The organism is Kribbella sp. CA-294648 (assembly GCF_050943845.1).
Taxonomy (GTDB): Bacteria; Actinomycetota; Actinomycetes; order Propionibacteriales; family Kribbellaceae; genus Kribbella.
On the sequence record NZ_CP191981.1, the window covers coordinates 2,915,264 to 2,927,939 of the forward strand.

Annotated in this window: 15 protein-coding genes, 1 tRNA gene and 1 pseudogene; 13 read left to right on the forward strand and 4 right to left on the reverse strand. The window is 67.9% G+C overall.

Annotation, left to right across the window (positions count from 1 at the left end; translation table 11 throughout):
* Positions 1-20: 20 nt before the first annotated feature.
* From ACQPYM_RS14085 to ACQPYM_RS14110, 6 genes are read left to right on the forward strand one after another with little or no spacing between them, the layout of a single operon-like run.
* The gene (locus ACQPYM_RS14085) at positions 21-1,064 is read left to right on the forward strand and encodes an Ldh family oxidoreductase (protein WP_433020469.1); all 1,044 of its coding nucleotides are present in this window, start codon (positions 21-23) and stop codon (positions 1,062-1,064) included.
* On the forward strand, positions 1,061-1,381 hold the full coding sequence (locus tag ACQPYM_RS14090) for a putative quinol monooxygenase (protein ID WP_433020472.1): 321 nt from the start codon (positions 1,061-1,063) through the stop codon (positions 1,379-1,381). Before ACQPYM_RS14085 ends, ACQPYM_RS14090 begins: the two co-directional genes overlap by 4 nt.
* Complete coding sequence (locus tag ACQPYM_RS14095; RefSeq protein WP_433020475.1) at positions 1,378-1,788, forward strand: cupin domain-containing protein; 411 nt, start codon at positions 1,378-1,380, stop codon at positions 1,786-1,788. Before ACQPYM_RS14090 ends, ACQPYM_RS14095 begins: the two co-directional genes overlap by 4 nt.
* On the forward strand, positions 1,785-3,152 hold the full coding sequence (locus ACQPYM_RS14100; protein ID WP_433020478.1) for an aldehyde dehydrogenase family protein: 1,368 nt from the start codon (positions 1,785-1,787) through the stop codon (positions 3,150-3,152). The genes ACQPYM_RS14095 and ACQPYM_RS14100 overlap by 4 nt, the downstream gene beginning before the upstream one ends.
* A 10-nt stretch (positions 3,153-3,162) precedes the next feature.
* Entirely contained in the window at positions 3,163-3,693 is a 531-nt protein-coding gene (locus ACQPYM_RS14105) for an HXXEE domain-containing protein (protein WP_433020481.1), read from the forward strand.
* Entirely contained in the window at positions 3,690-4,934 is a 1,245-nt protein-coding gene (locus tag ACQPYM_RS14110) for a glutamate-5-semialdehyde dehydrogenase (RefSeq protein ID WP_433020484.1), read from the forward strand. Before ACQPYM_RS14105 ends, ACQPYM_RS14110 begins: the two co-directional genes overlap by 4 nt.
* Here the strand turns inward: ACQPYM_RS14110 and ACQPYM_RS14115 are convergent.
* Both ACQPYM_RS14115 and ACQPYM_RS14120 read right to left on the reverse strand, forming a co-directional pair.
* Positions 4,924-5,613: a 4'-phosphopantetheinyl transferase family protein gene (locus ACQPYM_RS14115; protein ID WP_433020487.1), complete on the reverse strand. Its 690-nt coding sequence runs from the start codon at positions 5,611-5,613 to the stop codon at positions 4,924-4,926. The two genes, ACQPYM_RS14110 and ACQPYM_RS14115, sit on opposite strands and share 11 nt — an antisense overlap.
* The gene (locus ACQPYM_RS14120; protein WP_433020490.1) at positions 5,610-6,482 is read right to left on the reverse strand and encodes a winged helix-turn-helix transcriptional regulator; all 873 of its coding nucleotides are present in this window, start codon (positions 6,480-6,482) and stop codon (positions 5,610-5,612) included. The genes ACQPYM_RS14115 and ACQPYM_RS14120 overlap by 4 nt, the downstream gene beginning before the upstream one ends.
* A gap of 82 nt (positions 6,483-6,564) precedes the next feature.
* Here ACQPYM_RS14120 and ACQPYM_RS14125 point away from each other — a divergent pair, with 82 nt between their 5' ends.
* Positions 6,565-7,737, forward strand: coding sequence for an MFS transporter (locus ACQPYM_RS14125; RefSeq protein WP_433020493.1), 1,173 nt, complete (start codon positions 6,565-6,567; stop codon positions 7,735-7,737).
* A gap of 9 nt (positions 7,738-7,746) precedes the next feature.
* Here ACQPYM_RS14125 and ACQPYM_RS14130 read toward each other — a convergent pair whose 3' ends face one another.
* Complete coding sequence (locus ACQPYM_RS14130; RefSeq protein WP_360281946.1) at positions 7,747-8,196, reverse strand: Lrp/AsnC family transcriptional regulator; 450 nt, start codon at positions 8,194-8,196, stop codon at positions 7,747-7,749.
* 142 nt (positions 8,197-8,338) lie between these two features.
* Between ACQPYM_RS14130 and ACQPYM_RS14135 the strand changes: the two genes are divergently transcribed.
* The 6 genes and pseudogenes from ACQPYM_RS14135 (at position 8,339) to ACQPYM_RS14160 (ending at position 11,017) form a co-directional block, all read left to right on the forward strand.
* On the forward strand, positions 8,339-8,467 hold the full coding sequence (locus ACQPYM_RS14135; RefSeq protein ID WP_433020497.1) for a hypothetical protein: 129 nt from the start codon (positions 8,339-8,341) through the stop codon (positions 8,465-8,467).
* Between the two features lie 78 nt (positions 8,468-8,545).
* Complete coding sequence (locus tag ACQPYM_RS14140) at positions 8,546-8,701, forward strand: hypothetical protein (protein WP_433020500.1); 156 nt, start codon at positions 8,546-8,548, stop codon at positions 8,699-8,701.
* Positions 8,702-8,764: 63 nt separating this feature from the next.
* Positions 8,765-9,340, forward strand: a complete 576-nt coding sequence (gene nadD, locus ACQPYM_RS14145; RefSeq protein WP_433023271.1) for a nicotinate-nucleotide adenylyltransferase — start codon at positions 8,765-8,767, stop codon at positions 9,338-9,340.
* Positions 9,341-9,367: 27 nt separating this feature from the next.
* Positions 9,368-9,718 (forward strand): annotated as a pseudogene (gene rsfS, locus ACQPYM_RS14150) (ribosome silencing factor); the annotation flags it as partial.
* A gap of 200 nt (positions 9,719-9,918) precedes the next feature.
* A complete protein-coding gene (locus ACQPYM_RS14155) occupies positions 9,919-10,563 on the forward strand; it encodes a histidine phosphatase family protein (RefSeq protein WP_433020503.1) in 645 nt (214 codons plus the stop codon).
* Between the two features lie 378 nt (positions 10,564-10,941).
* Positions 10,942-11,017, forward strand: a tRNA-Ala gene (locus ACQPYM_RS14160).
* A 95-nt stretch (positions 11,018-11,112) separates the two neighbouring features.
* Here the strand turns inward: ACQPYM_RS14160 and ACQPYM_RS14165 are convergent.
* A complete protein-coding gene (locus tag ACQPYM_RS14165; RefSeq protein WP_433020506.1) occupies positions 11,113-12,642 on the reverse strand; it encodes a recombinase family protein in 1,530 nt (509 codons plus the stop codon).
* Positions 12,643-12,676: the final 34 nt, after the last annotated feature.

Sequence of the window (12,676 nt, forward strand, 5' to 3'; positions counted from 1 at the left end):
CCATGAAGATCGGAGCAAGGATGGCTCATCGTTCCCGGCCCGGCGCGCTCCGTGCGTTTGCTTCCGCCGTACTCCGGTCCGAAGGCGTCCCCGGCCCCGATGCCGAGTTGCTGGCCGACACGCTCGTCATGGCCGAGCTGTGGGGTCACGCGTCGCACGGCATGCTCCGGTTGCCTTGGTATGTCGCTCGCCTTCGCAGCGGCGCGACCCAGCGAGTCACCCGGGTCACCACCGCGCGAGACACCGGCGCCCTGCTGCTCCTCGACGGTGGCAACGGCATTGGGCAGGTCGTCACCGATTACGCGGTCGCGAGAGGTGTCGAGCGAGCCAAGGCCCATGGCGTGAGCGCCGTCGGCATCCGCAACTCCGGGCACTTCGGCACCGCCGCCTACTTCACCCGGCAAGCCGCCGAGCAAGGCTGCGTCGCCATCCTCTGTACGAACGCGAGCCCCGCGATGGCGCCTTGGGGTGGCAAGCAGAAGAGCATCGGTACCAACCCCTGGTCCATCGCGGCACCCGCCGGCCGACGTGGCGTTGTGGTGATGGACCTCGCGAACACAGCCGTTGCCCGAGGCAAGATCTATCTCGCCGCCGAACGCGGTACGCCGATCCCGCCCGACTGGGCAGCCGATGCCGACGGCAACCCGACCACCGATCCGCGCGCCGCGATCGAGGGCCTGCTGCTCCCGATGGCAGGCCCCAAGGGATACGTCATCTCCTTCATGTTCGACATCCTGGCCGGCGTGCTGACCGGCAGCGCGTTCGGCAACCAGGTCGCGGGCCCGTACGAGCCTGACCGCCGAAGCGGCGCGGGCCATCTCCTGCTCACGATCGACGTCGCCGCGATGACCGACCCGGCCGAGTACGACGCGCGCATCGAAGCGTTGATCGAGGCAACGAAGTCAGGCCCCCAAGCCGCCTGGGCCGACGAGATCCTCGTCCCCGGCGAACTCGAGGACCGCGCCGCCCAACTCAATGCCGACGGCATCGACCTCACCGAGACGACCTGGCAAACCCTCAAAGCCCTCGCCGCCGAGACTCACGTCGTACTGGAGGAAGCATGATCACCCTGACCGTCTCGCTCCAAGTCCTCCCCGGCCATCTCGGCCCGTTCGTCGAAGCGATCCGTACCAACGCCGAGCGCTCGTTCACCGATGAGCCCGGCTGCTTGTCGTTCGACGTCAGCCAGGACCTTGCCGACGACCACCATTTCGTCCTCCACGAGACCTACACCGACGAAGCAGCGGTCGACGCCCACCGATCGGCACCGCACTTCAAGCAATGGCGCGCCGCCGTCGCGGAGCACGTAGTACCGGGCAGTCAGGCGAACACCCTGGCCCGCCGTCTCTTCCACCACCACAGCCCGGAGGCCGACCGATGAGCCTGCTGATCAACCCCGACCGCGTCACCCCGTTCGACCGCGGCAACGGCGTCGTCACGATCCCGTACGTCGGCCGCTGGAACGCCGACGACAACCTGATCACCACCGGCCAGACCATCTTCGCGCCCGGCACCGGGCTGCCCGTGCACAGCCACAACGTCGAGGAGTCCGTCCTGATCCTCGAAGGCGAAGCGATCGCCGAAATCGACGGCGAGCGGTTCGATCTGGTCGCAGGCGAGGCGACCTGGGTCCCAGCCGGCATCCCACACCGCTTCCTCAACCGCGGCGAAGGCCCGCTGCGCATCTACTGGGTGTACGGCGGCCGCGACGTGACCCGCACCATCACCGCAACCGGCGAGACCTTCGAGCACCTGTCCGAAAGCGACCGAGGCGGGCTGACCACATGATCACGACGACGAACCCAGCCACCGGGCAGCCGCCGGCGTCGTACGAGCCGATGACTCCCGCAGCCCTCGAGGAGGCGGTCAACCGCGGCTTCACCACCGCGGCGACCTGGGGACAAGCGCCCCTGGAAACCCGCCTTCATGCGCTGACGACGCTGGCTGAGTTCCTGCGCAGCAGATCGCCCAGCCTGGCGGCGCTCATCACCGCCGAGATGGGCAAGCCGATCGCCGAGGCCGAAGGCGAGATCGAGAAGTCCGCCGTCACCGCCGAGTACTACGCGGCGCAGGCGCCGGCCATCCTCGCCGACGAGCCGGTCGACGTCGGATCCGCCCGGGCCTGGATCAGCTACGAACCGATCGGCCTGGTGCTGGCCGTGATGCCCTGGAACTTCCCGGTCTGGCAGGTGCTCCGGTTCGCCGTACCGACGCTTGCCGCCGGCAACGGAGTCCTGCTCAAACACTCGCCGAACGTGACCGGGTCGGCGCTCGCCCTGCAACAGCTCTTCGTCGACGCGGGTTTCCCGGCCGGGCTGGTCACGACGTTGGTGGTCGACGAGGCGGACGTGCCGTCGACGATCGAAGGGCTGATCGCCGACGACCGGATCGCCGCGGTCACGCTCACCGGAAGCAACCGAGCAGGCGCCGCCGTGGGTGCGGCCGCCGGGCGTGCAGCGAAGCGGTCGGTGCTGGAGCTCGGCGGCTCGGACGCCTTCGTCGTACTGGCGGATGCGGACGTCGAGGCCGCCGCGGCCGCTGCCGTCCGAGCCCGCTTCACGAACTCCGGTCAGAGTTGTGTCTGCGCCAAACGCTTCATCGTCGAAGCTGCTGTCGCCGACGAGTTCCTGGACCGCTTCATTGCCGGTGTGGAAGCACTGAAACTCGGCGATCCGGCAGATCGCGCGGTGACTCTCGGGCCGCTGGCCCGCGACGATCTCCGCACGGTTTTGCAACGGCAGGTGGAGGAGTCGGTCGCCGCCGGCGCGAAGCTCGTCACCGGCGGAAGCGCCGTCGACGGACCCGGCTACTACTTCGAGCCGACGATTCTGACCGGCACCGGTCCGGGGATGCCCGCGTTCGACGAGGAGACCTTCGGTCCGGTCGCCGCGGTTGCCGTCGCGGCGGATGTGGAGGAAGCGGTCACCTTGGCCGGCGCCACGCAGTACGGGCTGGGGCTGAGCGTCTGGTCGCTGGAGCGTGGCGTTGAGGTGGCCCGCCGGATCACCTCAGGTGCCGCCTTCGTCAACGCCGTCGTCGCTTCCGATCCTCGGGTGCCGTTCGGCGGTACCAAACACAGCGGCTACGGCCGGGAACTGTCCGTCGCCGGCATCCGCGAATTCACCAACACCAGGACCTACTGGGTCGCCTAATGTTGGGCGGGTGCGAGGGATTACTTGGGGCCTGTTGGCGGCTTGGATCGTGCACGACCTGGAGGAGTTGCTGACGATGCCGTCCTGGTCGCAGGAGGCGCCGGAGCAGGTCCGCGCAGTGCTACCGCACGCGCCAGCGGCCGTCCTTGACCAGCTGCCGATGTCTCGGGCAGAGGCCACCACAGCGATCGGTCTGACGGGCCTGGTGATGGCTGCTGCAGCGGCCTCCGGGGCACGGACGGGTGGGCGCAGCAAGTTCTTCCAGGCATCCCTGGCCGGTTTCGGGCTCCACGCGGGCACACACCTCGCCCAGTCCGCAGTACTGCGCCGCTACACCCCAGGTCTCGTCACCACTCCACTGGTGGTCATCCCGTACTCCGTCTGGGCCCGGCGCCGCCTCAAGCGCAGCGGCGTACCGATCCACCCGAGCGACGCTCGCCTGAACCTTCTGCTTGCCGCAGTGGTGCCTGCAGCCCACGCTGTCGCCCGGCTGAGACGACTACGCAGAGCCGCGGCGGATCGTCCTACGATGGAGTTGTGAGCGAGATCATCGAGTTGTGCCGGCAGGCCCGCGAGGCTTCCTATGCGTTGGCCGCGGCGTCCCGGGGGACCAAGGATGCGGCGCTGAAGGCCATGGCGGCCGCGCTGCGTGGCAACACCGACCAGATCGTCGAGGCGAACGCGAAGGATGTCGCGGCCGCGCGAGAAGCCGGTACGCCGGAGTCGACGGTCGATCGCCTTGCGCTGAACCCGTCGCGGGTGGATGCGATGGCCGCCGGGCTCGAGCAGCTCGCCGGGCTGGTCGACCCGGTCGGTGAGGTGGTCCGCGGCTATACCCTCCCGAACGGTCTCGAGCTGCGCCAGGTGCGCGTGCCGTTCGGCGTCGTCGGCATCATCTACGAGGCCCGCCCGAACGTGACCGCCGACGCGGCCGGCATCTGCCTGAAGTCCGGCAACGCGGTGCTCCTTCGCGGTTCATCGTCGGCCGCCTCCTCCAACGCGGCGATCATCGAGGTACTGCGCTCCGCCGTGGTCGAGGCCGGTCTGCCCGCGGACGTGATCCAGGGTGTGCCCGGCGACCGCGCAGCCGTCAAGGAACTCATGCAGGCGCGCGGCCTGGTCGACGTCCTGATCCCGCGCGGTGGCGCCGGCCTGATCCAGACCGTGGTGTCCGAGTCGACTGTGCCCGTGATCGAGACCGGCGTCGGCAACTGCCACGTCTACGTCGACGCCGAGGCCGACCTGGATCTCGCGTTGACGATTCTGCTCAACTCCAAGACCCAGCGCCCGAGCGTCTGCAACGCGGCAGAGTCGCTGCTCGTGCACGCCGACGTGGCTGATGAGTTCCTCGGCAAGGCGCTGCCCGCACTGGCAGAGGCGGGTGTCACCGTGCATGGCGACCCGACGGTAGTTGCCGCTGGCAAGAATGTTGTCGCGGCAACCGACGAGGACTACGGCACGGAGTACAGCTCGCTGGATCTGTCGGCCGCTGTGGTGCCCGATCTGGAGGGCGCGGTCGAGCACATTCGCAAGTACAGCTCGGCGCATACCGACGCGATCATCACCCGCTCGCAGGCCGCGGCCCGGCGGTTCGTGCAGGCGGTCGACTCCGCAGCGGTGGTGGTGAACGCGAGCACGCGGTTCACCGACGGTGGTGAGTACGGGTTCGGCGCGGAGATCGGGATCTCGACGCAGAAGCTGCACGCGCGCGGCCCGATGGGGCTGCCGGAGATGACCTCGACGAAGTACGTCGTCATCGGGGAAGGCCAGCTCAGGACCTGAGCAGCGGCCCGGCATCGAAAGAGCGAACTTCCGGCACCTGATCCGAGAGGATCGCGAGCGCGGCGGCGTACTCGACTCCGGCCGGCAGATCCATGAGCTGAACCGGCCCATCGTGCCCGGCCCATTCCCGCAGCGCCGGCGGCCGGTCGGGTGCGCTGACGATCACCTTGCGCAGGTCCGCGCGGATCCCGTCGCCGGTCGCCTTCACCACAGCTTCCTTACGAGTCCAGTACTGCGTGAACGCCCGCGCGCGAGCCGTCGGTGCGAAGCCGGCGAGTTCGGCGGCCTCCAGGTCGGACAGGCTCACCGAGGCGAGCGAGTCGGCGTCGATCGCGGGGTTGATCAGCTCGACATCGACGCCGACGGCCGCCGACGGGTGGAAGGCAACCACGATGCGATCACCCGAATGCGACACCGAGAGCTGCACTCCTTCGGCGCTGACCTTCCCATGGTGGCGACCGCAGTCGGGGCAGGTCCGGTCGAGGACGACGTCTGCCGGTGACAACTCCAGCTTCGTCGCGATCACTCGCCTGACGATCGCGCACCCGACCAGGAAGCGGTTCTTGTCCTCGTCGCGCGCGTAGGCGGCCAGTCGCTCGCGCTCGACCGCGTTCAGTTCACCGACCAGGCCCGGCCGCGCGTCCGTAGTACGGGCCCACCAGACTTCGACCGCTGTCACAGTTCGCGAGCCGTCTGGTAGGCCCAGTCGATGGCTGCCGGGATGTCGATGATCGGGTAGAGGACCGCCTTGATCTCGCGGGTCGGCGCCACGATCAGGATCAGCCGCTTGAGGCGCTCGTACCCGCCGGCCCGGAACGTGGGTAGTCGGAGCGCGGCGGTCAAGGTCAGGTCGGTATCTGAGAGCAGCACGTGCTGGATGCCCTCGAGTTCGGCGAACGCGCTCTGCTCGTCGGGCCGCTGCGTGCTCACGCCGTGGACGGCGATGCCGGCCGCCGTGAACTCCGCGGCCTTCTCGGCGAAGAGCTTGTTCTCCAGGGTGCAGCCCGATGCGCCGGCGATGTCGGCCCACCCGTCCGGGAGCCTGGTCGGCCGCCCGGTGGCTGGGTATCCGAACAGCACGGTCGCGTGCGCGCCGACATCGACCACGTCCCGCAGTACTGCGCCTGCGGGCAGGGTCAGCCCGTCCGGGATGCGGCGGCCGACGAGCTGATGGATGCGGTGGGCAGTGGGCTCCTCGGGAGCGTTGGTGCCGGTCAGGTCTCCGTCGCCGAGCAGCCAGCGGTCGCCCCAGTCCTGCAAGGCGACCAGCACGGGGAGGAGCGCGCGGCCGCGAGGGGTGAGCTGGTAGGAGTAGCGGGCCGGGCGGTTCTGGTACGCCGTACGCTCGGCGATCCCGTTGTCGAGCAGCCCGTTCAGCCGCTCGGTCAGCACCTTGCGGGAGATGTGCAGGGACTCGGCCAGCAGCTCGAACCGGTCCAGCCCGCGCGCGAGGTCACGGATGATCAGGAACTCCCACCCGTCACCGACCACCCCGAGCGACTGGGCGATCGCACAGTCGGGCTCGGGGGAGAAGCTGCTACGCCGCACGACTGCCTCCCTCCACTTGCAGCTACGCTATCCGGCTCTGTAAGTTCCTCTTGGGAACTTACCAGGATGACGGGGTGGACGAATGTACTGGCGTCGCGTGGCGGAACTGCCCGGCTGGCTCAAAGCCGTGATGCTCGGCCAACTGGTCAGCGCGGCCGGTTCCCTCGCCTGGATCTACCTCACGCTCTACCTGGTCGAGGATCGCGGGATGTCCCCGCAGGAGGCCGGGTTCGCGGCCGCGGCGTACGGGGTGGGCCTGTTGCTCGGGAACCTCAGCGGGGGCTGGTTCGGCGACCGCTTCGGCCTGCGACGGGCTGCGGTCGCCAGTCAGCTCACCTGGGCAGCCGCCTGCCTGGCGATGCCAGCAGTGCCCGTAGCCGGTCTCGCAGTCCTTGCCGCGGTCGCCGGCCTTTGCGGCGGCGCCACCCGCCCAAACCTGAGTGCACTGGTTGCCACCGCCCTCCCCGCCGACCGTCGCCGCGAAGGCATCGCGCTGTCCCGCTCAGCGAGCAACGCCGGCTTCACCATCGGCCCGCCGCTGGGCGGCCTGCTCGCCGCCTACAACTTCTCCCTGGTCTTCATCGTCGACGCGGTGAGCAGCGTGGTGCTGGCAGTGGTTGTCTGGCGCTGGGTCCCGCCTGCGACGCGAGTGGTCGCCGCGCAGGCCACTGGAGTGTGGCGGGCGATGCGGCGAGACAAGTCGATCCTGGTCCTGCTGCTGGCGATCGTGGTGGTCGACACCGTCTACCGCCAACTCTTCGCGACCCTGCCGCTGCTGCTGCGCGATGCCGGCTCACCTGCGGTCGCGTACGGCCTACTGATAGGCGCCAGCTCGGTAGTCATCGTCCTACTCGAAGCCCCACTGGCCATCCGCCTCCGCAATCACCTGTCGTCCCGCGTGATCGCCACCGGCTTCGCCTTGGTCGGCATCGGTCTAGCGGTCTTGGGCGTGTGGCCGGCGCTAGCGGGAGCCGCTGTCGCGGTAGCGGTCATCACTGCCGGCGAAATGCTCTACAAGCCGACTGCTACTGCGCATGTGGCCGACGCGGCTCCAGAAGGCATGACCGGCCGCTTCTCCAGCCTGTACGCCGCCGCCTCCATCTCCGGCATGTTCCTGGCGCCCGCGCTGGGAGGAGTCACCTACCAACACCACCCCAACCTCCTCTACCCAGCCGCAGCCGCCCTAGCTCTCACCGCAGCCGCCGTCATCTATGTAACCCAGCCCGCCCGCACAGCCGCACCCGTCGGCTCGTAGTACGGGCAACTACTCCGGTAGAGGCGCAGGCCGGGCCTCCCAGCGGGTCGACAGGACGACCGTGGTCCGGGTGCGCACCACGCCGTTGACCCGTCGCAGGCTGCCCACCACTGCCTCCAGCTGGGTCACGTCGGCCACCCGCACCTTCACCACCAGCTCCTGGTCGCCCGCCACGAACCAGCAGTCCTCCACCGCCGGGATCTCCCGCACCCCGGCGACGACGTCGTCCGTCTCCACGTCGTCGCGCTGGAACAGCCCCACCAGTGCGCTCGTCCCCAGCCCGACCTGGTCCGGGGCGACCACCGCCCGGTAGCCGAGCAGCACGCCACGCTCCTCCAGCCGCTTCACCCGCTCCTGGACGCTCGGACCCGACAGCCCCACCACTCGCCCGAGCTCGGCCCAGCTCGACCGCCCGTTGGCGCGCAGCGCCTCGACCAGCTGCCGATCGATCGCGTCCATGCAATCCTCCATCTACCGCAGATTCATAGGGAGATCAGCTGATCTGCCTTCAATTCGTTTGAGTCGTAGCAGATTTCCCGCTACAATTTCAACTGTCGGAGCCACCCGCTCCACCAGCCGCTACAACCCTCGTAAAGGAATCATGATCACCCCCGACGTCGCCCGTGCCCACATCGACGAACTGCGCCGTGTCGCCGCGATCCACCAGCGCGACCACAGTGGCCCGTCCGCCTGGCGCCGGCTGCTGACCCGCTACATCCGGCACAGCTGACCCACCTCCCGCGCGACCGGCAGGGCTCCGGGCCCACCGGTCGCGCTCGCGTGGGCCGGCAAGAGATAGGCTTCAGGCATGGTTTCCCTCCTTCTGCCGCACTTCGCGGTCGCCGACGCCGCCGGTGAGGCCGCGCACATCTCGCCCTGGTGGTACGGCGGGTTCTCCCTGTTCGTCCTGGTCGGGCTGCTGGTCATCACGATGGTCTTCGGCAAGGGCCGGCCGCACAGCTGAGCGGCGGATCGAGCTGACGTGGATTCCCCGGAGAGGGTGCGACCTGGCCGCCGCCTCGGTGTGATGGGCGGTACCTTCGACCCGATCCACCACGGCCACCTCGTCGCGGCCAGCGAAGTACAGTCGTACTTCGACCTCGACGAGGTGATCTTCGTGCCCACCGGGCAGCCCTGGCAGAAGATCGAACGGGCGGTGTCGCCGCCCGAGGACCGCTACCTGATGACGGTCATCGCGACCGCCTCGAACCCACGGTTCTCGGTCAGCCGGGTCGACATCGACCGGCCCGGGCCGACGTACACGATCGACACCCTGCGCGACCTGGCCGGCCTCTACCCGGACGCGGAGCTGTTCTTCATCACCGGTGCGGACGCGCTGGCCCAGATCCTGACCTGGCGCGACGTCGACGAGATGTTCAAACTGGCCCAGTTCGTCGGCTGTACCAGGCCGGGGTACTCCTCCCAGGAACTGCCCGTAGACCGGCTCCCGATGGAACGGATCACGTTGCTCGAAGTACCGGCGCTGGCGATCTCGTCGACCGAGTGCCGCCAACGCGTCGCCAAAGGCAACCCGACCTGGTACCTGGTACCCGACGGGATCGTCCAGTACATCGCCAAGCGCGACCTCTACACCAACCACTAGAACCTGCACCACGAGCAAAGGACCGCAATGCCTGCCACCGAACGCGCCATCGAGCTGCTCACCGCGGCCGCCGAGGCGGCCCACGACAAGAAGGCCGAGAACGTTCTCGCGTTCGACGTCTCCGAGCAGCTGGCCATCACCGACGCGTTCCTGGTCGCCTCCGCCTCCAACGACCGCCAGGTCCGCGCGATCGTGGACGCGATCGAGGAGAAGCTCCGGGTCGACTTCGACGCCAAGCCGGTACGCCGCGAAGGCGCGCGCGAGGGCCGCTGGGTGCTGCTCGACTACCTGGAGATCGTGGTCCACGTGCAGCACGACGAGGAGCGCAACTTCTACTCCCTCGAGCGGCTCTGGCGCGACTGCCCGATGATCCCGCTCCCGGGCGCGGACGGCACCATCGCAGTACAGACTCCGGTCGCCGACCGCTCCGCCGACATCGACCCGACGCCTGCCGCGTCGGCTCCCGAAGCTGCGGCGGCTTCCGAGGCCGCGCCGGCTCCTGAGGCTGCGTCGGCACCCGAAGCTGCGTCGGCACCCGAAGCCGCCGAAGCCGCTGCCAAGCCCTCCTCCTCGGCCGAATGACCGCGGGCCGGCTGATCGTCTGGCGTCACGGCCGGACCGAGTGGAACCTGCAGGACAAGATCCAGGGCCAGGCCGACATCCCGCTCGACTCCGTCGGCGTCGCCCAGGCCCGCGCCGCCGCCCTCAGGCTGGCGTCGCTGGCCCCCACCCGCCTGTTCTCCAGCGACCTCCAGCGCGCCGCGGCGACAGCGGGTGAACTCGCCGCGGTCACCGGCCTCAAGATCGAGTACGACGAAGCACTGCGCGAGATCAACGTGGACGACTGGGCCGGCATGACGATGGACGAACTGGCCGCCATCCACCCGGAGGCGGCCGCCCGCATCCGAGCCGGCGAACCCCAACGCCGAGGCACCGCCGGCGAAACGGTCGAAGAGGTAGCCGAACGCTTCGCGCCCGCCCTGGCAAGAGCGGTAGAACACGGCGAACCCGAAGACACCGTCGTAGTGGCAACTCACGGCCTGGCAGCCCGAGTAGGCATCTGCCTCTTCCTAGGCATCCCCAAGCCCAACTGGCCCGCCTTCGGCGGCATCTCCAACTGCAACTGGGTCTCGTTGCTCCCCGGCCGCCAGGGTTGGCGCATCGAAGAATGGAACGCCGGCTCCCTCCCAGAACCAGTAATGAGCGACGACCCCCAACGCTGACCACCGGCGTACCCCCACGCGATCTCCGCCCCTCGCTCCTACGTCGCTCGCAGCTCCGACCGCTCCCACCCACCCGTTTGGGCGCTCCTCCGTCGCGCTGGGTGCCCGGGTGCAGCTTGCCTCCTGCCGACTGGTTGGTCGGGCTGTTTTACCGTCGTCCACCGGCCAGGCCGTCCACTCAACTGAGCGCCCAAAGGCCGCCCGGATCACCTCTCCGGGCGGCCTTCACGCCGCCCCGGAACTACCACCCGAGGCCACCCCCACCAGCCTCCAACCCACCAATCTCAGACGTGCTCTTCCTCACCTTCACCCCCACCCCACCCGATTTTTCTTTGCAGCCCTCCATCCGCTAAACTTCCGGAGTCCGCAAGACACCGCGGGGCTTTGGCGCAGTTGGTAGCGCGCTTCCATGGCATGGAAGAGGTCAGGGGTTCGAATCCCCTAAGCTCCACCATGATGGACGTACTCAAACCGTGATCCACGGAAAGACCACCAGAGGTGGCCAGTGCGTCTCTCAGGGTAGATTGACCAGACGCCTTGATCTTCGGATCAGGGCGTTTGTTCGTGTCCGGGGTGGGGAGTACGCGATCCGTCGGCTCGGTGCTCCTGGTACGAGCTGATGACCTCCGCGAAGACCGTGGTCCGTTCGACGTGCCCGACCGCATCTCTTGAGATGTAGAGAGCATCGTAGAAGGCACTGTTGATCCGTCGGCGGGTCGCATCGGCGGCCGCCTTGTACATGGCTTGGGGATCTTCGAGAAGGTGAAGCACGGCGTTGAGGACCTCAAGCCCCTGAGTAAGCACCTCGGTCGACGCCTGCTGATCATCGGTCAGTCGTACTCGTTCCACGGCGAGCTTCTTGAGACGCTCGCGGAGCTTCCCCGACTGAAGGGTGCCGTCGGCCGCAAGATCGATCAGACGCTCCTCTTGGGTGTCGAGTTCGCGAAGGCGCTTCGTGGCGTTCCGCCGGCGTACGTCGAAGTCCTTGCGATCCTCCAGTATCGCTTCCCGTGCCTGGTCGCTGACCGTGGCCGAGAAGCCGGGCGGCATCCGTTCGGTGGCGTAGTGGTTGATGATGACCTGCTCGACGCTTTCGACCGGCAGGACAGGAAGGTCGCAGATACCTTCTTGTTTCATCCGACAGACGTAGTAGCTGTAGTAGCCACCGTTTCCCTTCGACTCAGTGAAGATGAGGCGAGTCTCAGGTCGGCCACTCTGGTAGCAGCGCTCGCAGAACAACTGGCCGCGGAGGTAGTGCGTCGTTACACGGTTGCGACTGCCGCGACGTGCACGGACGGCAAGTATGTCTTGGACCTTCTGAAAGGTCGCAGCGTCGATGATGGCTTCATGACGTCCCGGGTACTGCTGGCCCTCGTACGTGACGAGCCCTATGTAGTACGGATCGGCAAGGATCGCGCGGAGCTGATTCTCGGACGGGGTTCGTTCGGGCCACCGCTTGGTCGGACGAGTCGTGAGACCTAGGCGCTCAGCCTCGGCGTGGAGATCGGGGATGCTGTACTCATCGCTGGCGAACAGCTTGAACACGCGGCGGACGAGCGGGGCGCGCTGCGGGTCAAGAACAACTGTTCGGACGGTTCGCCCGTCGAACTCTTCGGTTCTGTTCAGGTAACCGATGCGGGCACGCCCGAGGGTTCCCCCTTTGATCGCCTTCTGACTCATCTTGTACCGAATGTCAGCCCCGCTCTGCTCTGACTGATACTGGTCGACGGCGTGCATGATGGTCTCGATCATGGAGCTCTCGGGGCTCTCGCCGAGGTCGAGCGTTGTCGAGACGACGCGAGTGCCGTACTTGCGGAGCGTGCGCTTGGTGATCCCAGCGTCAACGGCGTTTCGGAACGCCCGAGAAAAGGTGTAGACGATGACGTAGTCGATGTCTCCCTGTTCCTTGAGCCACGCCAGCATCTCTTGGAAGACGGGACGCTTGTCGACAGATGTTCCACTTCGCCCAGGCTCGATGAACTCGCGGACGAGGTCGGCCTCTAGCGCTGCTCCCTTCCGCAAGCCGGCCTCTCGTTGAGCAGGAATCGAGATACCCTCTGGGTCGTAGTCGGTGTTCACCTGCGAAGGTGTTGACACTCGAAGGTAGAGAACG